The organism is Glutamicibacter sp. 2E12 (assembly GCF_050030965.1).
Lineage (GTDB): Bacteria > Actinomycetota > Actinomycetes > Actinomycetales > Micrococcaceae > Glutamicibacter.
In genome coordinates this window covers 3,617,976-3,642,269 of record NZ_CP188297.1, presented here as the reverse complement: position 1 = coordinate 3,642,269, position 24,294 = coordinate 3,617,976, and the positions used below count along the sequence as shown (strand labels likewise).

Annotated in this window: 21 protein-coding genes; 15 read left to right on the top strand and 6 right to left on the bottom strand. The window is 63.0% G+C overall.

The window, feature by feature from the left end; genetic code table 11:
* The first annotated feature begins 84 nt into the window (after positions 1-84).
* Complete coding sequence (locus tag ACP3TE_RS17280) at positions 85-1,140, top strand: lipoate--protein ligase family protein (RefSeq protein ID WP_426734498.1); 1,056 nt, start codon at positions 85-87, stop codon at positions 1,138-1,140.
* Between the two features lie 174 nt (positions 1,141-1,314).
* Here the strand turns inward: ACP3TE_RS17280 and pepN are convergent, their stop codons facing one another.
* Positions 1,315-3,960 (bottom strand): aminopeptidase N, encoded by a 2,646-nt coding sequence (gene pepN / locus ACP3TE_RS17275; RefSeq protein ID WP_426734496.1) that lies wholly within the window; start codon positions 3,958-3,960, stop codon positions 1,315-1,317.
* Between the two features lie 44 nt (positions 3,961-4,004).
* A complete protein-coding gene (locus ACP3TE_RS17270; protein ID WP_286172099.1) occupies positions 4,005-4,763 on the bottom strand; it encodes a FadR/GntR family transcriptional regulator in 759 nt (252 codons plus the stop codon).
* Positions 4,764-4,866: 103 nt separating this feature from the next.
* Here ACP3TE_RS17270 and ACP3TE_RS17265 point away from each other — a divergent pair, with 103 nt between their 5' ends.
* The 11 genes from ACP3TE_RS17265 to ACP3TE_RS17215 all read left to right on the top strand — a co-directional run bounded on the left by ACP3TE_RS17265 (position 4,867) and on the right by ACP3TE_RS17215 (position 16,891).
* A complete protein-coding gene (locus ACP3TE_RS17265; protein ID WP_426734494.1) occupies positions 4,867-6,477 on the top strand; it encodes an ABC transporter substrate-binding protein in 1,611 nt (536 codons plus the stop codon).
* 108 nt (positions 6,478-6,585) lie between these two features.
* Positions 6,586-7,542 carry an ABC transporter permease gene (locus ACP3TE_RS17260; RefSeq protein WP_332488901.1) on the top strand — a complete coding sequence of 319 codons (957 nt, stop codon included), beginning with the start codon at positions 6,586-6,588 and terminating at the stop codon, positions 7,540-7,542.
* Positions 7,543-7,544: 2 nt separating this feature from the next.
* Positions 7,545-9,566, top strand: coding sequence for a dipeptide/oligopeptide/nickel ABC transporter permease/ATP-binding protein (locus tag ACP3TE_RS17255; RefSeq protein WP_402734855.1), 2,022 nt, complete (start codon positions 7,545-7,547; stop codon positions 9,564-9,566).
* Positions 9,563-10,357, top strand: a complete 795-nt coding sequence (locus tag ACP3TE_RS17250) for an ABC transporter ATP-binding protein (protein ID WP_105657809.1) — start codon at positions 9,563-9,565, stop codon at positions 10,355-10,357. The genes ACP3TE_RS17255 and ACP3TE_RS17250 overlap by 4 nt, the downstream gene beginning before the upstream one ends.
* Positions 10,358-10,400: 43 nt before the next feature.
* The gene (locus tag ACP3TE_RS17245) at positions 10,401-11,348 is read left to right on the top strand and encodes a dihydrodipicolinate synthase family protein (protein ID WP_426734493.1); all 948 of its coding nucleotides are present in this window, start codon (positions 10,401-10,403) and stop codon (positions 11,346-11,348) included.
* An 11-nt stretch (positions 11,349-11,359) separates the two neighbouring features.
* Positions 11,360-12,295 carry an ROK family protein gene (locus ACP3TE_RS17240; RefSeq protein ID WP_426734491.1) on the top strand — a complete coding sequence of 312 codons (936 nt, stop codon included), beginning with the start codon at positions 11,360-11,362 and terminating at the stop codon, positions 12,293-12,295.
* Between the two features lie 11 nt (positions 12,296-12,306).
* Positions 12,307-12,993 (top strand): N-acetylmannosamine-6-phosphate 2-epimerase, encoded by a 687-nt coding sequence (locus tag ACP3TE_RS17235; protein WP_426734489.1) that lies wholly within the window; start codon positions 12,307-12,309, stop codon positions 12,991-12,993.
* Positions 12,994-13,069: 76 nt separating this feature from the next.
* Entirely contained in the window at positions 13,070-13,630 is a 561-nt protein-coding gene (locus ACP3TE_RS17230; RefSeq protein ID WP_105657813.1) for a hypothetical protein, read from the top strand.
* A 441-nt stretch (positions 13,631-14,071) separates the two neighbouring features.
* Positions 14,072-14,953: a hypothetical protein gene (locus tag ACP3TE_RS17225; protein ID WP_402741319.1), complete on the top strand. Its 882-nt coding sequence runs from the start codon at positions 14,072-14,074 to the stop codon at positions 14,951-14,953.
* The gene (locus tag ACP3TE_RS17220; protein WP_426734486.1) at positions 14,950-16,221 is read left to right on the top strand and encodes a hypothetical protein; all 1,272 of its coding nucleotides are present in this window, start codon (positions 14,950-14,952) and stop codon (positions 16,219-16,221) included. Before ACP3TE_RS17225 ends, ACP3TE_RS17220 begins: the two co-directional genes overlap by 4 nt.
* 4 nt (positions 16,222-16,225) lie before the next feature.
* Positions 16,226-16,891, top strand: coding sequence for an ABC transporter ATP-binding protein (locus ACP3TE_RS17215; RefSeq protein ID WP_402741317.1), 666 nt, complete (start codon positions 16,226-16,228; stop codon positions 16,889-16,891).
* A gap of 413 nt (positions 16,892-17,304) precedes the next feature.
* On the opposite strand, the gene ACP3TE_RS17210 is transcribed toward ACP3TE_RS17215, so the two are convergent.
* Positions 17,305-18,708 carry a PLP-dependent aminotransferase family protein gene (locus ACP3TE_RS17210; protein ID WP_426734485.1) on the bottom strand — a complete coding sequence of 468 codons (1,404 nt, stop codon included), beginning with the start codon at positions 18,706-18,708 and terminating at the stop codon, positions 17,305-17,307.
* Here ACP3TE_RS17210 and ACP3TE_RS17205 point away from each other — a divergent pair.
* Both ACP3TE_RS17205 and ACP3TE_RS17200 read left to right on the top strand, forming a co-directional pair.
* On the top strand, positions 18,707-19,651 hold the full coding sequence (locus ACP3TE_RS17205; protein WP_426734483.1) for a DMT family transporter: 945 nt from the start codon (positions 18,707-18,709) through the stop codon (positions 19,649-19,651). The genes ACP3TE_RS17210 and ACP3TE_RS17205 overlap by 2 nt on opposite strands.
* The gene (locus tag ACP3TE_RS17200) at positions 19,648-20,586 is read left to right on the top strand and encodes a dihydrodipicolinate synthase family protein (protein WP_105661257.1); all 939 of its coding nucleotides are present in this window, start codon (positions 19,648-19,650) and stop codon (positions 20,584-20,586) included. The genes ACP3TE_RS17205 and ACP3TE_RS17200 overlap by 4 nt, the downstream gene beginning before the upstream one ends.
* Here the strand turns inward: ACP3TE_RS17200 and ACP3TE_RS17195 are convergent.
* The gene (locus ACP3TE_RS17195; protein ID WP_105661258.1) at positions 20,583-20,798 is read right to left on the bottom strand and encodes a hypothetical protein; all 216 of its coding nucleotides are present in this window, start codon (positions 20,796-20,798) and stop codon (positions 20,583-20,585) included. The genes ACP3TE_RS17200 and ACP3TE_RS17195 overlap by 4 nt on opposite strands.
* A gap of 212 nt (positions 20,799-21,010) precedes the next feature.
* Here ACP3TE_RS17195 and ACP3TE_RS17190 point away from each other — a divergent pair, with 212 nt between their 5' ends.
* Positions 21,011-21,469, top strand: a complete 459-nt coding sequence (locus ACP3TE_RS17190; protein WP_332595119.1) for a VOC family protein — start codon at positions 21,011-21,013, stop codon at positions 21,467-21,469.
* 74 nt (positions 21,470-21,543) lie between these two features.
* Here ACP3TE_RS17190 and ACP3TE_RS17185 read toward each other — a convergent pair whose 3' ends face one another.
* Both ACP3TE_RS17185 and ACP3TE_RS17180 read right to left on the bottom strand, forming a co-directional pair.
* Entirely contained in the window at positions 21,544-23,649 is a 2,106-nt protein-coding gene (locus tag ACP3TE_RS17185; RefSeq protein ID WP_426734480.1) for an acyl-CoA dehydrogenase, read from the bottom strand.
* The gene (locus ACP3TE_RS17180; RefSeq protein WP_105661260.1) at positions 23,612-24,271 is read right to left on the bottom strand and encodes a TetR/AcrR family transcriptional regulator; all 660 of its coding nucleotides are present in this window, start codon (positions 24,269-24,271) and stop codon (positions 23,612-23,614) included. Before ACP3TE_RS17180 ends, ACP3TE_RS17185 begins: the two co-directional genes overlap by 38 nt.
* Between the last annotated feature and the right edge of the window lie 23 nt (positions 24,272-24,294).

Genomic DNA, 24,294 nt, shown 5'->3' with positions numbered 1-24,294 from the left:
CGGCGTCGAATGTTGCCACTGCGAACCACCGAATCCGGGGGCGCGTGGATTCGACTAGTGGGCAGCCGGGGATAGAATGAAACCATGAAGTATCATGGTGAATACAAGGTAGTCGGTGGCAAATTAGTCGTTGTAGATCTGGATACTTCCGATGGCGTGATCACCGAAGTGTCATTGAATGGCGACTTCTTCCTGGAACCAGATGATGCACTGGATGACTTGAATGATGCGCTACGCGGTTTGCCAGCGAACGCCAGCCACAGCACCATACGCAATGCGGTAACCGACAATCTGCGTGAAGGCGCAGTGATGTTCGGTTTTGACGAAGACGCCATCGCGCGCGTCGTCCGCCGCGCGCTGGGACACGCCACCAAGTGGGAAGACCACGAGTGGGAAGTCCTGGGCCCGGAGATCATTCCAATCACCGAGCAAGTGGCGCTGGATGAGGTGCTGACCCGGCAAATCGCCAAGGGGACCCGCAAGCCGACCATCCGCTTCTGGGACTGGAGCGAAGGCGCCGTCGTGATCGGCTCCTTCCAGTCGCTGAAGAACGAAGTGGACATGGAGCAAGCCGAAAAGCACGGCATCCAGGTGGTTCGCCGCATTTCCGGAGGCGGCGCGATGTTCATGGAAGCTGGCAACTGCATTACCTACTCGCTCTACGCTCCTGAATCCCTGGTGGATGGCATGAGTTTTGCCGATTCCTACCCGTACCTGGACGCCTGGGTGATGGAAGCGCTGGAAAGCATCGGCCTGGAAGCGTACTACAAGCCGCTGAACGACATCGCGACCCCTGCCGGCAAGATCGGCGGCGCAGCGCAAAAGCGCCTGGCCAACGGTGCGATGCTGCACCACGTCACGATGAGCTACGACATCGACGCGGAGAAGATGACCCAGGTGCTGCGCATTGGCCGGGAGAAGATCTCCGACAAGGGGATCACCTCAGCGGTCAAGCGTGTGGATCCGCTGAAGTCGCAGACAAAGCTGGATCGCATGGAGATCATCGACGTCATGATGGACACCTTCGCCAAGCGCACCGGGGCCAAGCCGGCACAGCTGGATGCCGAATCCCGTCTGGCGGCGAAGGAATTGGCCGCGACCAAATTCGCTACCGCGCAATGGACCGCGCGGGTTCCGTAGGGAGCCAAGATCCAAGGGCCTGTTCTCGATCAAGTTCGAGGCCAGACCCTTGTTTTGCTTAAAGTCATGGTGCTGTGGCCCTGCCATCTCCGCTGCGCCGGCAGCGTGTAGCGGCACGGAAAAGCCGGCCCGCTGCGTGGATAAGCAGCGGGCCGGCCTTCGGAGGGCCAGCGGCTAGCGGCTGGTGCGGCTGTAGGCCTGGGCCTTCAGCGAGCGTTCCAGTTCTGCGCGTTCCTCAAGCAGGATGCGCTTGAGGGCGGCCGGTGCGCTCTCATGGCGTTCCAGCCAGCTGGTCGCGGTAGCCAGTGCATGGTTCTGCTCGATGGCGCCCTGGAGATCCTGGTGCCCTGGATACAGCCCCTCGATCACGCGCGTGGCGAATTCCATGCCCATGGTCTCGAAGACCGGCAGGATCGCGGCCCAGTAGCGTTCCTCGAACGGTGCCAGCAGGGCGGAGGAACCCATGGTGAAGCCCAGTGCGGTGGCCGAGAGTGCATCGTTGGACAGCTCTCCGTGTTCATCGCGCGCCATCAGCACGGTGTCGAAAGCGGTGTCCTTGGCCTGCGGATCCGGGCGCGCCGCCAGCGCGGTGCGAACCGAATTCTGCGCCACGCTGGTGGGGTTGGCCTTGGCCGCTTCGTGCATGGATGCCTCGGCGGCCTCGTCGAGCCGGCCGGAGGCGGCCAGCGCGATGTAGGAACCCCACAGCAGCTGCTCATCGACGGTGACCTGGTAGGCATTGGGCTGCTCGCCCAGGAAGGCGTCGAGCACCTCCGGAGCCACACCGGCACGGGCCAGGCGAACCAAGGTGCGCGCGGTGGTGGTCTGCTGGTCTCCGCCGGCCTCGAACCGGGTGAGCCACCCGGTGAGGGTTGCGGCGGCCTTCTGGCGCAGCTCCGCGCGCAGCTCGGGGGCAACGTACTTGGAAATCGAGGTGGCCAGCTGGTCGGTAAGCACCCCGAAGACGCCCGCGTCGGTGACGGCGTGCGCGTGATCGAGGATCGCCTGCACGTAGCTTTGCGCATCCAAGGTAGCCGATCGCACCGCATCCCACAGCGACGCCCAGCAGGTGGCGCGGGGCAGCGAGTCGGCCAGGCCCGAGAGGTGGCCGAGCAAGGTGGCACGCGAAACCGGGTCGAATTCGATCAGCGCATAGGTCTCATCGCCGTCGTTGGGCAGCAGCAGATCCGGGATCCGGCGTCCGACCAGGAAGTCCAGGGCCGCCGATTCGCCGGAGAGCTCCACGTCCACCGAGTCGGTGCGCACCAGCTGGCTCCCGTCCAGCTGGTAGGCGCCGACCGAAAGCACATGCGGGCGGGCGATCTTCTGCCCGGTGACCGGATCGGTGCCCGACTGGATCAGCGATGCCGCGGTGATGGTGCCGCCGGCATCGGTGGTGTACTCGACGTGCAGCTTCGGCACGCCGCTGGTCTTCAGCCAGGCATCCGCCCACTGGCCCATATCGCGGCCGCTGGCCGCTTCGAGCGCTTCGAGGAAGTCATCCAGCGAGGTATTGCCGTAGGCGTGCTTGCGGAAGTAGGCGCGCGCGGCGTCGCGGAAGGCCTCGGCGCCGACAAAGGCGGCCAGCTGCTTGAGCACGCTGGCGCCCTTGGCATAGGTGATGCCATCGAAATTCTGGTCCGCGGCCAGCAGGTCCGGGATGTCGGCCACGATGGGGTGGGTGGTGGGCATCTGGTCGGCCACGTAGGCCCAGGCCTTGCGGCGCGCCGCGAAGGTGGTCCACGCGGTGGTGAAATCGCTGGCTTCGTCGTTGGCCAGGGTGCCGATGTAGTCGGCGAAGGATTCCTTGAGCCACAGGTCATCCCACCACTTCATGGTGACCAGGTCGCCGAACCACATGTGCGCCATTTCGTGCATCAGGGTGTTGCCGCGTTGCTCGTACTGGCCTTCGGTGGCATGCGAGGTGAAGACGTAGCGTTCGGTGAAGGTAACCAGGCCCGGGTTTTCCATGGCGCCGAGGTTGTACTCCGGCACGAACGCCGAGTCGTACTTGCCCCACGGGTAGGGGTAGTCGAACAGCTGGTGGTAGTAGTCCAGGCCCTGGCTGGTCAGCTTGATGATCTCGTCGCCGTCGAAGTGCCCGGCCAGCGAGGCACGGCAGGTGGCGGCCATCTCGATGCTCAGCTCTTCGCCGTCATCCAGCCGCTGGAGGTGCTCGCCGCGCACCACGTGGTACGGTCCGGCCAGCACCGCGGTGATGTAGCTGGAGATCGGGGGAGTCGGGGCGCAGGCCACGGTCTTGGTGCCGTCATCGTGCAGTACCTCATCGACGATCGGCTGGTTGCTGGCCAGGTGCCAGGCTGCCGGGCCGGTGAGGGTGAAGCGGTAGCTGGTCTTCAGGTCGGGCTGCTCGAAGCAGGCGAAGACCCGGCGCGCCTCGGAAGGCTCGAACTGGGTGTAGAGGTAGGTTTGCCCATCCTGCGGATCCACGAAGCGGTGCAGCCCCTCGCCGGAGCGCGAGTAGATCGCCCGCCCGGTGATCTTCACGGTGTTCGGCACGTCGGTGCGCAGCTGGTCGAGGTAGATGCGTGCATCGAGCACTGCGGATTCCAGGTCGATCGCGGTGCCGTTGACCAGTACCTCGTCCACGGATTCGTGGATGAAGTCGATGAAGGCCGCCGGATCCTTGGAGCTGAAGTTCAGCGTGGTGATCGAGCTGAAGCTGGTGGCTGTGCGATCGGTGGCATTGGAAAGATCGAGCTGGACCTCGGCGAAGTGCCATTCGATATTCCGTGCGCGCCAGGCCGCTTCGTCGCGCCTGAGGTTTTCATTGGGTGCATAGCGTTGAAGTGTGTCCACCACCCCAGCTTAGCTGTGAAAGGAATGCTTTAGGGTTCTTTTTGCTAAACTTCCCGGCTCGCCAGCAGGGCGCGAATGCCGTGGAAGTGCTCGGAGATCAGCTGCCGGGCGGTTTCCACGTCCTTGGCGCGTACCGCGTCGAGGATATCGCGGTGGTCCTGGGCGGTCTTGGCCGGCTGGGTGATTTCCAGATCGGAGTCGATTGCATCGTAGATGGTGCGGTAGACATCCCAGAACACTCCGAGCAGGTTGGTCAGCAGCTGGTTGCCCAGCGGCTCGAAGAGGATGCGGTGGAAGGCCTTGTCCTGCTCGACGAAGGTCTCCTCGCGCGCCGCGTGCTGCTCCATCTGGCTTACGCACTGCTCCAAGGCCTCCAGGTGCTCGTCGGTGACCGCGCGGATGGCCAGGCCGATCAGGCCGGTTTCCAGTGCCTGGCGGACATCGACCAGCTCGCTGGCCTCATGGCCATGGTGGCGCAGCGACATCTGCCCGCGGAAGGCGAGGGAGTCATGCAGGGCGTTGAGGTTTTCCTGGGCCACGAACATGCCGAAACCGTGGCGGGTGTCGATGATGCCCAGGGCCTGGAGCACCTTGATCGCCTCGCGCAGGGAGTTGCGCCCCACACCCAGCTCGGCCATGAGTTCCTGCTCGGTGGGCAGCGGGTCCCCGGGCAGCAATCCGCGTTCCAGGATCAGCGCGGTGATGTCATTGGTCAGCGCGCGCAGGCGGGCACGGGCATCTGATCGGCGGGCTGGCATCGTGCTCAACGGATCCTGCTTTCCTCGGCGGGCGGAGAAGTTCATGTGACGCAGTTGACCATGCGGCGTGACGTCCACTACAGTCTAGACCATAGATCGGACATCCTACGTCCTACAACACTCACTCATTTTCCTGGAGGTGGCAAGAATGGCTTTGAACGAAGTAGCCAACAAGCCCTTTGCACGACGAGATTTCCTGAAAATCACCGGCATGGTTGGCGCTGCTGCGGCATTCTCGGCCAGCCTGGCCGCCTGCTCCCCAGGAGCCAGCGGTGGCGCGGGCAGCACCGCAGCTGCCGGCACGGGCACCATCGAGGCAGGCATTTCCTACGCCCTGTCCACCGGTTTCGACCCGATGACCTCCTCCGGCGCGACCCCGTTCGCCGCCAACATGCACATCTTCGAAGGCCTGGTGGACCTGCACCCGGCCACCCGTGAACCGTACCTGGCGCTGGCAGCGGCGGAGCCGAAGCAGATTGACGACACCAGCTGGGAAATCACCCTGCGCGACGGGGCCACCTTCCACAACGGGGAAGCGGTCACCATCCAGGACGTCGTCTACTCCTTCGAGCGGGTGCTGGACACCGGCAACGCCTCGTTGTTCGCCCAGTTCATCCCCTTCATCAAGTCGGTGAAGGCCAAGGACGAGAAGACCGTGGCGTTCACGCTGAACTACGCCTTCCCGCTGTTCCCGACCCGCATCTCGGTGGTCAAGATCGTGCCGAAGGCCGTGGCTTCCAAGGACCAGGCCGCCTTCGACGCCGCACCGATCGGCACCGGCCCGTACAAGCTGGTCTCGGCCACCAAGGACGACAAGATCGTCTTCGAGAAGTTCGAGGACTACAACGGCAAGTACCCGGCGACCGCCAGCGGCATGACCTGGTTCCTGCTCTCCGACGCGGCCGCCCGCGTGACCGCCATGGAATCGGGCCGCGTGCAGGCCATCGAGGACGTGCCGTACCTGGATATGAACCGCCTGGCTTCGAAGGCCACGGTGAAGAGCGCCGATTCCTTCGGCCTGCTGTTCCTGATGTTCAACTGCGCCAAGAAGCCATTCGACAACGCGCTGGTCCGCCAGGCACTGCACTACGGCCTGGACACCGAGTCGATCATCAGCACCGCGCTGCTGGGCAACGCCAAGGCTGCCAGCTCCTATGTGCAAGAAAGCCACCCGCAGTACATCAAGGCGGATACGGTCTACGGCTACGACGCGGCGAAGGCCGCGGCGCTGCTGGCCGAAGCCGGCGTGGACAAGCTGGAATTCGAGCTGCTGACCACCGACACCTCGTGGGTCAAGGACATCGCCCCGCTGATCCTCGAATCCTGGAACAAGATCCCGGGCGTGAAGGTCACCATGAAGAACCTGCAGTCCGGCGCGCTGTACACCGACAACGTGGACAGCGGCACCTTCTCGGTGGTGGCCGCCCCGGGCGACCCATCGGTCTTCGGCAACGACCTGGACCTGCTGATGAGCTGGTTCTACCGAGGCGATGTCTGGCCGAAGAACCGCTTCCGCTGGAACGATGCACCCGAATACAAGGAGCTGCAGAAGCAGCTGGACGCGGCCATCCAGACCGATGATTCGAACAAGGCCATGGCGGCGTGGGGCAAGGCGATCAACATCGTCGCCGACCAGGCCCCGCTCTACCCGGTGCTGCACCGCCAGCTGCCATCGGCCTGGGACGAAAACGCGCTGGAAGGCTTCGCACCGCTGCCAACCACCGGCATCTCCTTTGTCGGCGTGAACCGCAAGGCCTAGCTGGCCCCGGCCCCGCGCAGCAGGCCGGGAGGCACGGCACCCACGCCGTGCCGCCCGGCCCGCACAGCGCAATGACCTGCACACTTCGATACTCGACGGAGCTACTCCATGGGGAATTTCCTCAACCTGCTCTTACGCCGCCTGGCCGCGCTGCCGGTGATGGTCCTTGGCATCTCCGCCATGGTCTTCATCATCATGAAGCTGGCCCCGGGCGATGAAGCCACCTCCGCGCTGGGCGAGGGCGCCTCCGAGGCCGCCAAAGAGGCCTACCGCGAGGAACGCGGCCTGAACGACGCGCTGGTGGTCCAGTACATCAGCTTCATCGGCCGGCTCATCCGCCTGGACTTCGGCCTGACCACCCCGCCGGCCCAATCGGTCTCCCAGATGATCGCCGGCGCGTTCCCGCTGACCTTGCAGCTGACCTTCCTGGGCGTGGTCATCGCCGTGGTCATCTCGCTGGCCTTCGGCCTGCTCGGTGCGCTGTACCGCGATGGCTGGCCGGACCAGCTGGTCCGCATCTTCTCCATCGCGGCGATCGCCACCCCGTCCTTCTGGCTGGGCATCCTGCTCATCCAGTGGTTCGCCCTGGGTTCCAGCCCGCTGTTCCCCTCCGGGGGAGCGGCCCCCGAAGGATCGGGCCCGGGCACCTGGCTGCTGCATATGGCGCTGCCGGCCCTGGCCCTGGCCATCCCGGTCTCCGCCTCGCTCACCCGCGTGGTGCGCACCTCGATGGTCGAGGAACTGGACCGCGACTACGTGCGCACCGCCATCGGCAACGGCGTGCCGCGCGGCGAAGTGATCTCCAAGAACGTGCTGCGCAACGCCCTGGTCACCCCGGTGACCGTGCTCGGGCTGCGCATCGGCTACCTGCTGGGCGGTGCGGTGGTCATCGAGATGATCTTCTCCCTGCCCGGCATGGGACAGCTGATCATGAACGGCATTACCAACAAGGACACCAACCTGGTCCAGGGCGTCACGCTGACCATCGCGATCACCTTCGTGCTCGTGAACATCATCGTCGACTTGCTCTACCTGCTGATCAACCCACGAATTAGGACGGTGTAGGGATGAGCATCATGGCCCCACGCAACAACCTCGTGAACCGCCTTTCCGAGTCCGGCGCCCGCTTCAAGGCGCTGCCGGCAGGCTCCAAAATCGCCTTGGCCTTCCTGCTGGCCATTGCCGCGGTGGCCCTCTTCGCCCCGCTGATCGCCCCGCACGACCCGCTGGCCACCGGAATCCCGGCGCAGAAGCCGAGCGCCGAGCACTTCTTCGGCACCGACCGGCTGGGCCGCGACATCTACTCGCGCCTGCTCTTCGGCGCCCAAGCCTCGCTGCTGGTCGGCCTGGGGTCGGTGGCGCTGGCACTGGTCATGGGCGGGCTGCTCGGTGCGTTGGCCGCCACCAGCGCCAAATGGGCCAATGAGACGATCATGCGCATCATGGACATGGTGATGGCCTTCCCGGGCATCGCCCTGGCCGCCGCGCTGCTGGCTTCGCTGGGCAACACCTTGCCGGTGATCATCTTGTCCATCGCGATCATCTACACCCCGCAGATCGCCCGGGTGGTCCGTGCCAACGTGCTGGCCCAATGGGGCGAGGACTATGTGCGCGCCGAACGCGTGATCGGCGCCGGGCGCTTCTACATCCTGGGCACCCACGTGCTGCGCAACTGCGCGGCCCCAGTGATGGTCTTCGCCACCGTGATGGTGGCCGACGCCATCATCCTCGAAGCATCCCTTTCCTTCCTCGGTGCAGGCATCCAGGATCCGGCCCCGAGCTGGGGCAACGTGATCTCCTACGGCCGCACCCTGGTGCTCAACGGCGCGTGGTGGGCGACCACTTTCGCCGGCCTGGTGATCCTGCTGACCGTGCTGGCGCTGAACATGCTGGCCGAAGGCATGACCGATGCGCTGGTGAACACCAAGGGCTCGGCCAGGAAGCAGGCGAAGAAGAACGGCGAACCTGCGCTGGCCAAGGCCAAGGCGGCCGCGGACCCGCAGGCCGCCGAGCGGCTGCGCGGGGAACTGGACCTGCTGGCAGCGGCCGAGGCCCAGCGCACCGACCGCCTGGTGCTCGATACCTCCCAGGGCGCGCCGCGCACTATCCTGGAGGTCAAGAACCTGTCCATCCGCTTCCCGGAGCGCTACGGGGACACCCCGATCGTGCAGGATGTCTCCTTCGCGGTACGCGAGGGCGAAACCATGGCGCTGGTGGGCGAATCCGGCTGCGGCAAGTCCATCACCTCGCTGGCCATCATGGGGCTGCTGCCGGGCAGCGCCCAGCTCTCCGGTTCCATCACCTTCGAGGGCAGGGAACTGCTGCCGGCCACCTCCGATGGCGGCACCCGGGCCGGGGACGACAAGGTCTACAAGGGCCTGCGCGGCCAGCAGATCGCGATGGTCTACCAGGACGCGCTGTCCAGCCTGAACCCCTCGATGCTCATCGGCGACCAGTTGCGCCAGCTCACCCGCCGCGGCGGACGCAAGACCCCCGAGGAATTGCTCGCCCTGGTCAAGCTGGACGCCAAGCGCACCCTGCGCTCCTACCCGCATGAGCTCTCCGGCGGCCAGCGCCAGCGCGTGCTGATCGCCATGGCCCTCTCGCGCAGCCCCAAGCTGGTGGTCTGCGACGAGCCGACCACCGCGCTGGATGTCACCGTGCAGAAGCAGGTGGTCGACCTGCTCAACGAGCTGCGCGAGCAGCTGGGCTTCGCGATGGTCTTCGTCTCCCACGACCTGGCACTGGTGGCCTCGCTGGCCCACCGGGTCACCGTGATGTACGCCGGCCAGGTGGTGGAGTCCGGTCCGATCAGCGAGGTGCTCTCGGACCCGCATCACGAATACACCCAGGGCCTGCTCGGCGCGGTGCTCTCCATCGAGTCGAAGGCCGAACGCCTGCACCAGATCCCGGGCACCGTCCCCAGCCCGTACGATTTCGCCGCCGGCGACCGCTTCGCCGAGCGTTCGCAGCGTGCCGGCGCCGACCCGGACCAGCACCTGTCCTTCGTCCCGGTGGACGCCGGCAGCGAGCACCGCTGGGCCAGCCACCAGGGCAATGGCAGCCACCTTCAAGGAGCCAGCAAATGAGCAACGCGATCATCGAGCTGCAGGATATCCATGTGCACCACAAGATCCGCGGCGGCAAGCTGTTCTCCCCGCGCCTGATCAAGGCCGTCAACGGGGTGGACTTCGCGGTGCGCCGCGGGCAGACCGTGGGCATCGTGGGCGAATCCGGTTGCGGCAAGTCCACCCTGGCCTCGGTGCTGGTGGGACTGCAGGAACCCACCAGCGGGCAGGTGCTGTTCAACGGCAAGCCGGTGGGCAAGCGCAACGCCGCAGGCCGCAAGGAGTTCGGGCGCAGCGTGGGCGTGGTCTTCCAGGACCCGGCCACCGCGCTGAATCCGCGCATGTCGATCATGGACACGCTCACCGACCCGCTGCGCGTGCATGGCATCGGCAGCGATGCTTCGCGCAAGGCCAAGGCGCTGGAACTGCTTGAGGTGGTGGGCCTGCCGGCTTCGGCGGCCTCGGCCCTGCCCAGCCAGGTCTCCGGCGGCCAGCGCCAGCGCGTGGCCATCGCCAGGGCGCTGGCCCTGGAACCTGCGGTGATCGTGGCCGATGAGCCCACCAGCGCGCTGGATGTCTCGGTGCGGGCGCAGGTGCTGAACCTGCTCACCGACCTGAAATCAGAGCTGAACCTGGGCATGGTGTTCATCTCCCACGATATCCAGACCGTGCGCTATGTGTCGGACACCATCTGCGTGATGAACTCCGGGCAAATCGTCGAGCGAGGCGATGCCGCACAGGTATTCGACGCGCCCACCAATGACTACACCCGCACCCTGTTGGGTGCTGCCCCGGCACTGCTGGAGCACTAACCAATCGCCGCACTTGCGGCACCTAGAGAAAGACCGAATCCCCGTGGCTTACACGAACAACCCGAAGTACTCCGGCGTCATCCCGCCGGTCATCACCCCGCGCACCGCCGATGGCGCCATTGACACCGCCGGCCTGGACGCCGTGGTGGAACACCTGATCGACGGGGGAGTGGCCGGCCTGTTCGTGCTCGGTTCCTCCGGCGAGGTGCCCTACCTGGCCAATGCCGAACGCGACGCGGTACTCGCCCGGATCGTGGCCGCCAACGCTGGCCGCGTGCCGGTGCTGGTCGGTGCCAGCGAGCAGACCACCGCCCGCGTCATCGACGAGGGCCAGCGCCTGATCGCCCTGGGCGCCGACGCGCTGGTGGTCACCACCCCGTTCTATGCCATCTCCAACGGCCCGGAGATCGAAGCGCACTTCACCGCCATCCACGACGCCCTGCAGGTCGACATCTTCGCCTACGACGTGCCGGTGCGCACCCACCACAAGCTGCCGCTGGATGTGGCCATCCGGCTGGCGCAGTCCGGCGCCATCGTGGGCGTGAAGGACTCCTCGGGCGACGACGTGTCCTTCCGCCAGCTGCTGCTGGCCACCAAGGACATCGAGGGCTTCTCGGTGTTCACCGGCCATGAGGTCGTCGTCGACGGGGCACTGCTGGGCGGAGCCCACGGCGTGGTCCCGGGCCTGGGCAACGTTGACCCAGCGGGCTACCGCCGCCTGTTCGACCTGGCCGTGGCCGGCGACTGGACCGGCGCCGCGGCCGAGCAGGACCGCCTGGCCCGCGTCTTCGACATCGTCTACACCCCGGATGCTTCCCGGGTGTCGCCAGGGGCTGCAGGCCTGGGCGCCTTCAAGACCGCCCTGGTGGAACTGGGCATCATCGCCAATAACGCCATGAGCGCCCCGATGGCGTCGCTGGATGCCTCCGAGGCCGCCGCGATCCGCGGGATCCTGGCCGAAACCGGCCTGCTGCCGGTGGCCGCCAAGTAGGCCCTGGCCCAGTGCAAGAACAACTAGCAGGCGCCGGCGAGGTGCTCGCCCTGGATCTGGGCGGCACCAAGATCGCCGGCGCCGTAGTGCGCCGCGATGGCACCATCACCGCGCGCAGCCAAGCACCCACACCGGCCCGCGAAGGCGCCGCCGCAATCATCGCGGCCATGGCCGGCGTGGTGCAGCAGCTGCGCGGTGCATGCTCGGCGCAGCCGGCCGGATTGGGTATCGGCGCCGCCGGGGTCATCGACCCGGAAACCGCGAAGGTGGTATCGGCCACCGATACCCTGGCGGGCTGGGCCGGCACCGACATGGCAGCCGAACTGGGACGGCTCACCGGTTTAGCGGTGCGCGCGGTCAATGACGTGCACGCCCACGGTTTGGGCGAGGCCCGCTTCGGCGCAGGCCGGGGAACCGGCCAGATGATGCTGTTGGCCATCGGCACCGGAATCGGCGGAGCCTACCTGCACGGCGGTCAGCTGGTCACCGGCTTCCACCACGTGGCCGGGCATATGGGGCACATTGATTCGGCCTACGCCACCGGGCTGGAATGCTCCTGCGGACGCACCGGGCATGTGGAGGCGATCGCCGCCGGGCCGGCGATCCACCGGCACTACCAGCGATTGGCCGGCAACCCGAAGGTGCGCGACACCCAGGCGGTCACCGCGCTGGCCGAAGCCGGCGACGCCTTGGCCTATCGGGCAGTGCATACCGGAGGCCTGGCCGCAGGCGCCGCCGCCGGATCGCTGGCCAACGTGCTGGACCCGCAGAAAATCGTCATTGCCGGCGGGATGGCCGGGGCGGGGAAGATCTGGTGGGAGGGTGTGCGCGAGGGCTTCGCCTCCAGCGCCATCGACCTGGTGCGCGGCACCGCGCTGGAACCTGCCCGTTTGGGAACCGATGCCGCCCTGATCGGGGCGGCCAGCCTATTCTGGCCACAAAACTAGAGGAGAAAGACATGTTGCTTTCGGCAGCAGCACTGCAAGCCCTGCGCGGGCGGCTGATCGTTTCGGCGCAAGCCTATCCGGGGGAGCCGATGCGCCACCCGCAGACCATGGCGCAGGTGGCGGCCTCGGCGGTGATCGGCGGCGCCGGCGCGGTGCGCGTGCAGGGCATCGCGGATATCCAATTCACCCGTTCCGTCGTCGAGGTGCCGGTCATCGGGCTGTTCAAGGACGGCCATGAGGGCGTGTTCATCACCCCCACCATCCACCACGCCTTGGCGGTGGCCAACGCCGGGGCGCACATCGTGGCCCTGGACGGCACGCGCCGCGAACGGCCCGACGGCAAGAGCCTGGAACAAACCATTAGCGCGGTCCACGAACGGTCTGCCGCCTTGGTAATGGCCGACTGCGGGTCGCTGGACGACGCGCTGGCTGCCGCGCAGGCCGGAGCCGATCTGATCGGCACCACGCTGGCCGGCTACACCGGGGAACGGGACAAGACCGAGGGGCCGGACCTTGAGCTGCTGGAGCAGATCGCAGCAGCGGGCCTGGAGCCGCCACTGATTGCCGAGGGCCGGATCCACACCCCGGCGCAGGCCAAAGCCGCGCTGGATGCCGGCGCGTTCGCCGTGGTGGTGGGCACCGCGATCACCCATCCGGCGAGCATTACCGGATGGTTCGACGCCGCCCTGCGAGGCTAGGCGTTTTCTTCGTGGCTGGCAACTGGCCTACGATTAAGCGCAGAACCTAATTCCTGCAGAATCGGAGAATCACCCCGTGGACGTCTTTATCAAGGGCCCTTCCAAGCGCGATGTAGCCGGCATGAAAGCGGCCTTCGGCGAGGTGGAAGCCGGAGACGTGATCTCGGTGCTCTACAAGACCGCCCGCTTCGGCAACTTCCTGATCTCCGGTGCCGCGCACGCCACCGTGCTCGATGACGTCATGGTCGGCGGGCTGAACGCGGCCGCTGCCAAGAAGAAAGCCAAAGACGCCGACGGCGGCGAAACCATGGCCCGCCAGCCTGATAAGGACGTGCGCTCATTCCCCGCAGTCTTCGAAGGCGAGTTCGCCCCGGAAGACGTTGAAGTTTCCGAGCTGTCCCACGGCGATTTGGTTGCCGCATCCTTCAGCCAGGAACCCTACGGTGATTTCGTGATTACCGGCGTGGTCACCGAGGCCGAAAATGATCGCGGCTACCTGATGGTCGGTCCGTGGATCCTGCAAACCGCCGACGGCGCGCCGCCGCGGTTGCTGTCGGTTCAGCGCGTGGCGGCCAACGGCACGCACGTGGCCCCGGTGCCTACGCGCCGCGGCCTGGTCGAGGTAGACGGACTGTAGCCAGCAAAGAGTTCAACAGGCCCCGGTGAATGAAATTATTTTTCATTCACCGGGGCCTTCTTTCTACTTCCGGAAAGGAGGCGGGTTCTCACGGTCGTTGCAACACCTTGATCAAACAGGAGTTGCAACGACCGTCAGAACCCGCCTTGTACGACTTGGTCCGGCATTTATCACTCCACGCGTGCACGACTAGGAGAAGGGCAGCACTATCGATGGTGTTTCAGGTCGTATCTGTGGCTCCCATGGTACTGGGGTCAATTTGCCTTGGCGGCGGTATGCCGTCTCAAGCGGGATTCTTATAGACCCAGGCACCGCTAGAACTTACTATGGTAGATAACATCTTCCGGAAGATATAACCGACACAGGTGGGTTGAGATATGAGTACATCTCCCCACCTGCCAAATGTGAAAGTGTACCTTGCGATCAAAATCCATAATTCTGGTGCTCGCGTTTGCCGGATTGTTGCTGTTGTTGGATCTAGCGATGCTGTCTTATCGCGCCATACAGGCTGCCACCCTACAGGAGGCAAACTCACTATATACGAACAGAGCTATCGAGTTGAGCGGTGATCCATCGACAGCAATCGATTACGCTCGGGGCGATGGGTTGGATGTAACCATCTTCCAACCGCTCGCTGACGATGATCATATTCGTGCCGTATTTTCGACAACGGACGTGTCTGGATCTTTACCACTGCACGATATCCGTTGGAATGTATCCGATAGTCGTCCGGGGGCATTAGTAGGGGCCAACCTCCAAGCTGTGGGCGCCGAGATCGTAATACTGGGAAAAGAATATGAAGTTGCTGGTTTATTAGGGGCACGGGACAAGAGCCTGTTAGCCGACGAAATCGTTATTTACGATCCACAGTTGTTTGAGGAGCCAGGTGAGCGTCGATTCGTCGTTGACGGACCAGACGCCGATCGGATTACTGAACGTTTCGAGAATACGCGTGCGATTGAATCAGGTCTCTCCAGGCGAACTAATATTGATTTCATTTCTCCCATCATGAATATGCTTACTGTGGTTTTGCTAATCACTGGGACAGGTATTTTAGGGTATCTAACGCATACCTGGGGTGCAGCGCGTGATTCGGTAGATCGGTTGTGGGGACGCACCCGCGCATTTTTGTTGTCACGACATATTCTCTCGTACACGACAGTCTGGATCGCGGCGGCAATAGTACCGACGCTAATTCTATTTAGTGCGGGTCGAGCTAGCTTATTGTTTCAAGATTTTCTCTACTCGCATGTGCTTCTGACATCTATGTTCATTCTCTCTTTCACGACGTCGTTTGTGGTTAGGAACGGAGGAATGAAATGAACGAGTTCATTTTTGATCTACGTCGAAACTGGCTTGCTATTGCAACAAAAGCTGTTATCGTAGTGCTGTTTTTAACGGGTTTATACAGCACTATCAGTTTCTCAGCGTCAACGCAGAACGCGATTATCAAAAGCTTTAGTGATGGAAACAATCAAGATCTCTACCGTGTGACAGATACTTTTACCGATGCCAATGAGTTCACAGAAATTCGTCAAAGCCCAGAAAAACTAGATCAAATTGGAGAGTTTTACGAGAAACTCAATGAGAGCAAGCTCGTGAAGTTATTGTCGTCTTTTAATCAACCTATACCGATTGCTGATTTTAAAGGCAGTGAGTCTTTCGATGCTTGGGCTGGGGGAGACTATGTTAATGGCGGCGTTTACGTCGATCAGCTGACAGGGCGCGAGACACTGGAGGTTCGGTCAATGCAGATGAGTAAGGAAGCGTTTGAATTTTCGCATTTGACGGTCGACGAGGGGCAACTTCCTGATTGGGAGAATATTGACTACAGTTCTGGCCAGATCCCAGTGTTGCTTGGTGCGGACTACAGGGGTATTTACAGTGTCAATGACACACTTGACGGCATGTTCTACATGGAACCGTTCTCACTCAAAGTTGTTGGATTCCTTGAGCCGCACTCTTCGATGTTCTACCAAGACGATATAGACCACTTCCTTGATGACACTATTGTCATCCCGTATCCAAAAACACTACGTGGGATAGCGAAGACGAATCTAGATTTTGGTGGGATATTGTCCTTCGCAATGATCAACAGCGATTTTACTGCGTCGAAAGAAATGTCCAGTAACGATATCCTCAAGCATCTTGACCAGATCGGGCGGGAAACTGGATTCACGAACTATGCACTTATAGGTGTGCCTCAATATTTAACTCAATATTCCCTGATGCGAACAATGCTATTTGATAATGTATGGCTAGTCGCCTTCCTTCAAGTTGCTTTAGGAATAGTTGGCGGACTCGTGGTTTGCGCGCTGAGTTCATTCAATTTCCGTCGTCGGCGTACTGTCCTCAATTTACGGTGGATAATTGGAACTTCTTGTTTGGAGTTGCAGAAGTGGATGGGGATGATTGTGCTCATCGAATGGGCCGCAATCGGACTGTTGTTCCTCACTGTTTATCAAGTTTTACCCAATGAGGGTTCATCAGCCGTCGGCTGGATTATTCTAATTTTTGCCGTTGCTGCTTGTGTTGATATTGCTGCTGCTACCAGGTCGACCAAACTGTACTTTCAAAGAAAGATTGCATAGAGACATGACAAGAATCGAACTTCGAGGCCTATCCAAAGGGTTTCGTGAGGCTAACGGCACACCCCATACACTGTTCCAGAACACGAACTTTGAAGCAGATGAGAACGATGCTTCAATTGCCGTCCTCGGACGCAGTGGTTCGGGAAAAAGTACCTTACTTAAAATTTTGGCCGGTCTTGATACTCATTATATGGGGGAATTTCGCTTTAACGAAGAAATTCTCCAGCATAAGGAATCGAGGATGGCGGCCTTTCGCAAGGCGAACGTCGGCGTAATTACGCAACGCTATGATCTGCTACCTGAGCGGACCGCCTTGCAAAATGTCATGTTGGGACTAGGCGGGAATAAGAACGCCTTCCGCGACCCGGCAGCAGACGCACTCGGTCATGTAGGTCTTAGTAAGTACGAAAATCATAGAGTCGGCAGACTCTCAGGTGGCGAAGCTCAGCGTGTGGCGATTGCCCGCGCAATCGTTAAATCTCCAGCAATTCTAATTGCGGATGAGCCAACCGGGGCGCTCGACGAGCAGACGGAAAATGAAGTGTTGGATCTATTCGACATTCTTCGCGCTCGTGGAAGTTTGCTCGTTATTGCAACCCATAGTGAACGAGTAGCTCAACGTTGCGCCAGGCAGGTAGTTATCACAGGTAAGAAATTAGTTGAAGTCTAGTGTCGATTCTAATCGATAATCCTAGGCTAAAGAACTATTCTGATTAAAAAATTCCTAAAACATCACGGCATTATTCCGATGCATAAAACTAGATTGGTTTATTTGAGATTTCCGTATCTGATTTCTCGCGGTCGAGTCTCTTCTCTGGGCTTATTTCTTGTCAGAGAATTTATCTTCTTGCATCGAAACAAATGCTTTCAGTTCATATTGTGTTATTTTCAAGCTAATTGACGGCTGGAATATTCATATATAACCAGAAATGCAACACTTATGTATCAATCTGAATGCTGCAACGGTGGCGAATGCCTTGCAGGACTTGTCGCTTTGATGATCGCTGGAGCCCTATAGGCACCCCACGGCCCTCGCACAGCCCTACGAAGACCAGGTATGTTGGTTAGCCCTTCGCATTGGACCTAGGCGCGCAGCACCTGGCCGATGATCTCGACGCCCTGGTTGAAGGCTCCAGGGTTCGGGCCGGCAAAGTTCAACCGCAGAAAGCGTCCGGTCGGTTCCGCGGGGAACCAGCTGTCTCCGGCCGAGATGGCCACGCCGCGCATTTCGCAGTCGCGGACCAGCTGCACCAGATTAGTGGCATCCGGCAACCTTGCCCAGAGGTTCAGCCCGCCCAGCGGGACCTGCTCGACATGTGCTTCGGGCAGATGCTGCGCCAGGGCGTCGAGCACCAGATCCCTGCGCGTTGCCAGCTGCTGGCGCACCGAGCGCAAGTGGGTGCGCCACCCGGGCTGGGTGACCACGTCAAGCGCGACGGATTGCAGCGCACCACTGACATACATGGATTGGGCCTGGTTATCGGCCAAGATCCGTTCCCGTGCTGGCCCTCTGGCAATGACGCCGGCAACACGGACCGCCGGGGACACGCTTTTGGTCAGGGAGCGCAGATACACCACATGGCCGCTGTCATCTCTGGCGGCCATCGGTGAAGACTCGGCATTGATCCCCAAATCCTTCGCCCAGTCATCTTCCACCAGGAAAGCGCCACGATTCTTCAGGATTTCCAGCACCCGCTGGGAAACTTCGGGCGACCACTGGGCCCCGGAAGGGTTGGCAAAATTCGGGTGGGCGTAGAAGGCGCGGGCCCCGGTTTGCTCGAAAGCGCGATCCAACTGCCCGGTGTCCGGGCCGTGGGGACCGGCGGGAACGGGGACGAGCTGCACGCCGACTTGCGCGGCCGCGAGGATAGCACCCCAGTAGGTGGGCGATTCGATGAGCATCGGCTTGCCGGCCCCAACCAGTGAGCGGAAGATCGAGCCCAGCCCGCTTTGGCTGCCGGGCAGGACGACGACGTCGCTGGCCGCCGGCGCGCTCAGCCCAGGGGCGGTGATGGCGCCGAGCTCGGATGCGAACCAGCTCTGCAGATCAGGCAGCCCCGCGGCCGGGGTGCGCTGGAGCACCGCATCGCTGCGCGCGACCCGCGAGAAGGCGCTGCGCACCAGTCGTTCTGGCAGCAAGTCTCGATCCGGATAGCCCGACTGCAGGGATATGACGTCATTGGGCGTAGCGCGCTGGGCGGAGGCGAGTTCAGGCAGGGGCCGTTGCACAACGCCCAAGGCCGCGGTTTGCCAGGCACGGTCGTGCGCCCTGGCCACCGGGTGGCTGCGAACGAAGGTGCCGATACCCGGACGCGATTCAATGATGCCCTGGCCGGTGAGGATCCGCAGCGCTTTCTGCACGGTGACCGGGCTGACTTCATAATCCGCCACCAGAGTACGGGTGGAGGGCAGCTGGCTCCCGGCGGGGGCTGTCGCAATCCATTCGCGCAGTACCGCAACCAGGCGCTCACTGCTACTGTTAAACATGAAACTAGATAGTACCGCTACTCTCATTTCGCGGCAACCGCTATCCTCGGGCGTTACCGGGCTGATCTGGGGCTTGCTGGGAGTGCTCGCCTTCTCCTTCACCGTGCCCTTCACCCGCATCGCCGTGGAAAGCGGCCATCTGCAACCGCTGTTCGTCGGCGCCGGGCGATCCGTTATCGCCGCAATGCTGGCTGTTGCCGTGCTATGGAGCACCGGCCAGAAACTTCCGACACGGTCGCAATGGTGGCGTCTGCTGGTCGTCGCCGGGGGAGTCATCGCAGGTTTCCCCCTGCTGACATCCTTTGCGATGACCACGGCTCCGGCCAGCCATGGCGCGGTAGTGATCGCCATCCTGCCTGCAGTGACGGCCGCAGCCGCTGTTCTGCGAACCAGGGAACGACCCAGTGCCAGATTCTGGATCGCGGCTGGTTCTGGGGCATTGGCAGCCTTGGCGTTTGCCGCTTTGCAAGGAGGCGGGCTGGGCAGCTTGCACGGGGCCGACTGGTTGCTCTTCGGGGCGGTGCTCGCTTGCGCTATCGGCTACGCCGAAGGCGGACTGCTCTCGCGGGAGCTCGGTTCATGGCAAACGATCTCATGGGCGCTGGTCCTGGCCTCACCGGTAATGATCACCCTCACGACCGTCTCGGCGCTCCAGCAACCGCCCACGGCAACATTCAGCGAGTGGGCGGCATTCGCCTATCTTGGCGTCGTGAGCATGTTCCTCGGCTTCATTGCGTGGTATCGCGGATTGGCCATCGGCCCGATGGCGCAAGTGAGCCAGGTGCAGCTGGCGCAGCCGGTGATGACGATCTGCTGGGCCGGGATGCTGCTGCACGAACAAATCGGTTGGCCCACCGTGGTTGGCGGCTGCGCGGTCATCGCCTGCGCGCTGCTGGCCGTAAGATCGAGGAACCAGCACATGAGACAGGATGACGCATCATGAAATCATCAACGAAAACTGGCGCAGTGCCAGTCACCGCTTTGACCGGGCTCAGCGCCTTCCCGCTGACCCCAATGAATGATGACCAACTCGATGAACCTGCATTCATCGGATTGGTGCAGCGACTGGTTGCGGCCGGGGTGGATTCAATTACCGTCCTGGGCTCGACCGGTTCGTACATGTACCTGGACCGCGCGGAGCGCGAACGCGTCATCGGGTTGGCGGTGCAGCATGCAACGGGGATCCCGGTGCTGGCTGGAGTCGGCGCCATGCGCACGGCCCACGTCCTGGCGCATATTGACGACGCCAAGGCCGCCGGTGCGGCCGGCGTTCTGCTCGCCCCGGTGGGCTACCAGCGGCTGGACGATGATGAAGTCTTCGCACTGTTCAGGGCGGCGACCGAACGCAGCGACTTACCGGTCGTTGTCTATGACAACCCTGGGACAACGCATTTCACCTTCAGCAACGGGCTTTATGCGCGCATCGCGCAGTTGCCGGGGATCATTTCCATCAAGATTCCGGGGGTTCCGGCCGATCCGGTGGATGCGCTGGCGCATGTCGCGGCGATTCGGGCGGTGCTTCCCGATCACGTAGGCATCGGGGTATCGGGCGATGCGTTCGGGGCAGCCGGACTCATCGCAGGATGCGACGCGTGGTTTACCGCGGTGGGCGGAACGATCCCGGCCCCGATGCTTGGAATTACGCGTGCGGTGCAGGCCGGAGACCATCAGAAGGCGCTAGCGGTTTCCGAGGATCTGCGGCCGTTGTGGGACCTGATGGCGCAATGCGGCGGCAGCTTGCGCGTCAGTGCCGCCATTGCCGAGCACCTGGGCCTGGCAGCACCCAATTGCCTGCCCTTGCCGGTCCAGGGACTTAACCGGGAGCAGCGGGCAAGGGTGGCGCTGGTGCTCGATGGACTGGGGCAGGCAAGTCTCTAGCTGGGTGGCCAGCGGCCCTGTTCGGCCAGTGCGAGGCTTCGATTTCGATTCATGATCGTGAAGCCGGCAGATTCGAAACTGGCCAAGATGCCGGAAAATAGGCCCTCTCTGCCCTTGTAGGTGATTCCGGTATCGGTGGGGCGGGCATGCTCGACCGCGGCAGCAGGCAACTGCCCTGAAATGATCCGCCCGCGGAATGCGGGGCGGATCACGAGACAAATCAGCACCCAGGCGGATTCCGCCCCGCGGTTCCATTCTTCATCCTTGAAGTACTGGCATTGGCACCACTAGGGATCGCACTGCTGGCCGGATTCCAAGTTCCATGGAGTCTTCTTCGCGGGCTGGTTCCGGGCGCGCGGTGGGCGTACCCTGTGGCTAACCAGCGAACTTGGCCATCTTTGCCTGGCCATCTAGGAGCGAAAGGGTGCCTACCACCATGCCGCGAATCATCCGTTTTGACCATATCGGCGTCACCGTTGCAGACCTTGAGCTGGTGACTGGCTTCTTCATCGGCTTGGGCTTGAGTGTCGAGGGCAGGGTCGACGGGATGGAAGGGGAGTTCCTGGAAACCGTGTGCGGGGTCAAGGACTCGCGCACGAATGTCGTCATGCTCAAGTCCGCGGATTCGGAGGTCGGCATCGAGCTGGCCAGCTTCGAGAAGCCTGCCCATGAACCGGGCAACCCGCACGCCATGGCCAACGAACTGGGACTGCGCTCGATCGCCTTCGAGGTAGATGACCTCCAGGGGATGGTCGCCGGCCTTGAAACCCGGGGCTATGGACTGATCGGCGGCGTCGGGGAATACGAAGGCGCCTGGAAAATGGCTTATGTGCGGGGCCCCGAAGGGCTGACGGTAGCCCTGGCCCAGCGGCTGGGAAACTAGGCGAAGCAGTCGTTAACCAGCAGGTGCCCGGGCCCGGGGGAAATCCCCCTGGTCCGGGCACCTGCTCGTTGGCTCTAGCGCTTGGCCTTCTGCAAGGACTTCTCGCTGATTGGCGCATTGTCGCTGGCGCGCAGCTTGCGGAAGTACTCCATGGCCTCATCCTGGCGCTCGGCTTCGCCGCCCGAGGAGATATCGGCACGCAGGTGGTCCTGGGTGTAGCCGAAGGCTTCCACCAAGTCCTGGGCATGCGGGCGCAGGCGGGCAAGCAGGCGGTTGATGTAGCCGGACAGGGTGCGGGCACGCTGCATCGAGAGCAGGCCGTTGGCCAGGTACCAGCCCAGGTCATCCTCGATCAGGGTTAGCGCGAAGACATCGCGCAACCAGGTCAGCACCTCCTTGGTGGTCGGATCCCCGGTCTTCTCCAATGCCGCGGTGAATGCTTCCCAGCGCAGCAGCTGGCCGTGGTCGCGTGCCGCGGAGATCAGCAGGTCCTGGTTCTCGTTGAATGCGGCGGCAGCCTTGGCCTTGTTCTTCCCGGCACCGCGCAGGGCGTTGGCCACCTCGGCGACCTTGGCGTTGATGCGGTCGGTGAACAGAGCGCGCTGGTTCTCCGGGTCCTTGAAGAAATTGGCGCTCTTGCGCTCATCGGAGATATCCGCGAACGCCTGGCCGACGCTGCGCAGGCCCGAGCGGTGCAGGGCAGTGGTGCCCACCTGCTTGGCCACGTACAGGGCCATGGCCCCGGTATCGAGCTTGCGGAATTCGGCGGCATAGTCGGTGAGCAGGCGCTTGCCCACCAGCTGCAGCAGCACATTGTTGTCTCCCTCGAAGGTCACGTAGACATCGAGGTCTGCATAGAGCTGGGTGAAGCGGTTCTTGGCGATGAACCCGGCTCCGCCGCAGGCTTCGCGGCATTCCTGCAGGGTGTCCAGCGCGTCCCAGGTGCTCAGCGGCTTGAGCGCCGCGGCGAGGGTTTCCAGATCCTGGCGGTCCGTGTCGCTGTCCTCGCGCCCGGAGAACACCGCGTCGAACTTCTCCAGCAGCCCGTCGTGGGCGAAGGAGGACGCATAGGTGCGGGCCAGCCGGGTGAGCAGCCGGCGCTGGTGGCGCTGGTAGTCCAGCAAGGTGGTTTCCTCGGTGTCCGAGACGGAGTTGAACTGGCGGCGCTGATTGCCGTAGGTCACCGCGATCTGCAGGGCGATCTTCGAGGCGTTGGTGGCGGCGCCGTCCAGCGAGACGCGGCCCTGGACCAGGGTGCCGAGCATGGTGAAGAAGCGGCGGCCCGGGGAGGCGATCGGCGAGGAGTAGGTGCCGGATTCATCCACGTTGCCGTAGCGGTTGAGCAGGTTGGTGCGGGGGACGCGCACGTTGGTGAAGTGCAGCCGGCCGTTGTCGATGCCGTTCAGCCCGCCCTTGAGCCCGTCGTCCTCTCCGCCGATGCCCTCCAGGAAGTTGCCCTGCTCATCGCGGATCGGCACGTAGAAGCAGTGCACGCCGTGGTTGACGCCCTTGGTGACCAGCTGCGCGAAGACGGTGGCGGCCTTGCCGTGCAGGGCGGCGTTGCCCAGGAATTCCTTCCAGGCCGCCTTGAAGGGGGTGTGGATGACGAATTCATCGGTGGCCTCGTCGTAGGTGGCGGTGGTGCCCACCGCGGCCACGTCGGAGCCGTGGCCGATTTCGGTCATGGCGAAGGCGCCGGGGGTGTCCAGGTTCATCGCGCCGGGCAGCCATGCCTTGTGGTGCTCTTCGGTGCCCAGGTGCAGGATCGCCCCGGCAAACAGGCCCCACTGCACGCCGGCCTTGATCTGCAGCGACGGGTCCGCGGCGACCAGTTCCTCGAAGGCGGCGATGGATCCGCCGTGGTCGTTCTTGCCGCCGAATTCGGTGGGGAAGGCGCGCTGGACGGCTTCCTGCTGCACCAGGATGCCCAGCTGGCCCAGAACGCGTTCGCGGTGCTCGTCCATGCCCAGCAGCGGGTCGCGCTGCAGCTGCGGATCGGCGGCGCGGGCGCGAGAGGCCTTGCGGATTTCGGCATAGGGGCCGAAGAGCTGTTCGGACAGGGCGTTGACGTTGATGCGGTTCTCGCTCATGACGTGTCTTTCTATTCGGTGGTGAGTCGGGTTGGGAGTGCACCTGGGTGCTTCAGTTGGTTTTCGGGGTCCGGGTGGAGGCGATGCCATAGGCCAGCCAATTGGTCAGTTCCGCGGCCAGCGACGGCAATGCCGGCTTGTTGGCGGAATCCGGTTGGCGCAGCCACTGTTCGCCGGCCGCGCGGACCATGCCCAGCGCCGCGCGCGGCCACAACTCCAGGGTCGCGGAAGTGGCGCGCTGGTCATAGAGCTTGAGCAGGCGTTCGCTCATCAAGCTGGATGCCTCTTCGAAGAAGGTGCTCAGGGCGCCAGCGGATTCATCGTCGGCGCAGCGCGGGGCCGATGTCACGAAGAAGTACAGGTTCGGGCTGTTGGCTGCCAGCTCCAGGTAGGAGGAAACCATGGCGTGCAGGGCGCTGATTTCGTCTTCCTTGGCCAGGCCTGCGGCGATGACGCGTTCGCGGAAGTCGTTGATGACCATGGCGCTCAGTGCCTGGCGCAGGCCCTCCTTGTCGCCGAAGTACCGGTAGTACACCGGTTTGGAAGTTTTCGCGTGATTGGCGATGTCTTCCATGGAGACCTGCGGGCCGAGTTTGTGCACGGCCTTGCGCGCCAGCTTGAGCAGTTCTTCGTGGCGCGCGGTGCGATGCGCTTGCCAGCGAGCTGCCCGGCCGTCGGTCTCGCGGTCGATTTCCCCAGTGATCTTGTTCACGTAACTCACAGTATCATGTACTC

Coding starts and splice junctions, on each gene's coding strand:
- ACP3TE_RS17235 (WP_426734489.1), top strand. CDS start 12,307: ATGTTGCTTTCGGCAGCAGCACTGCAAGCCCTGCGCGGGCGGCTGATC.
- ACP3TE_RS17250 (WP_105657809.1), top strand. CDS start 9,563: ATGAGCAACGCGATCATCGAGCTGCAGGATATCCATGTGCACCACAAG.
- ACP3TE_RS17205 (WP_426734483.1), top strand. CDS start 18,707: ATGAAACTAGATAGTACCGCTACTCTCATTTCGCGGCAACCGCTATCC.
- ACP3TE_RS17215 (WP_402741317.1), top strand. CDS start 16,226: ATGACAAGAATCGAACTTCGAGGCCTATCCAAAGGGTTTCGTGAGGCT.
- ACP3TE_RS17255 (WP_402734855.1), top strand. CDS start 7,545: ATGAGCATCATGGCCCCACGCAACAACCTCGTGAACCGCCTTTCCGAG.
- ACP3TE_RS17265 (WP_426734494.1), top strand. CDS start 4,867: ATGGCTTTGAACGAAGTAGCCAACAAGCCCTTTGCACGACGAGATTTC.
- ACP3TE_RS17210 (WP_426734485.1), bottom strand. CDS start 18,708: ATGTTTAACAGTAGCAGTGAGCGCCTGGTTGCGGTACTGCGCGAATGG.
- ACP3TE_RS17280 (WP_426734498.1), top strand. CDS start 85: ATGAAGTATCATGGTGAATACAAGGTAGTCGGTGGCAAATTAGTCGTT.
- ACP3TE_RS17200 (WP_105661257.1), top strand. CDS start 19,648: ATGAAATCATCAACGAAAACTGGCGCAGTGCCAGTCACCGCTTTGACC.
- ACP3TE_RS17260 (WP_332488901.1), top strand. CDS start 6,586: ATGGGGAATTTCCTCAACCTGCTCTTACGCCGCCTGGCCGCGCTGCCG.
- ACP3TE_RS17270 (WP_286172099.1), bottom strand. CDS start 4,763: ATGAACTTCTCCGCCCGCCGAGGAAAGCAGGATCCGTTGAGCACGATG.
- ACP3TE_RS17185 (WP_426734480.1), bottom strand. CDS start 23,649: ATGGCATCGCCTCCACCCGGACCCCGAAAACCAACTGAAGCACCCAGG.
- ACP3TE_RS17220 (WP_426734486.1), top strand. CDS start 14,950: ATGAACGAGTTCATTTTTGATCTACGTCGAAACTGGCTTGCTATTGCA.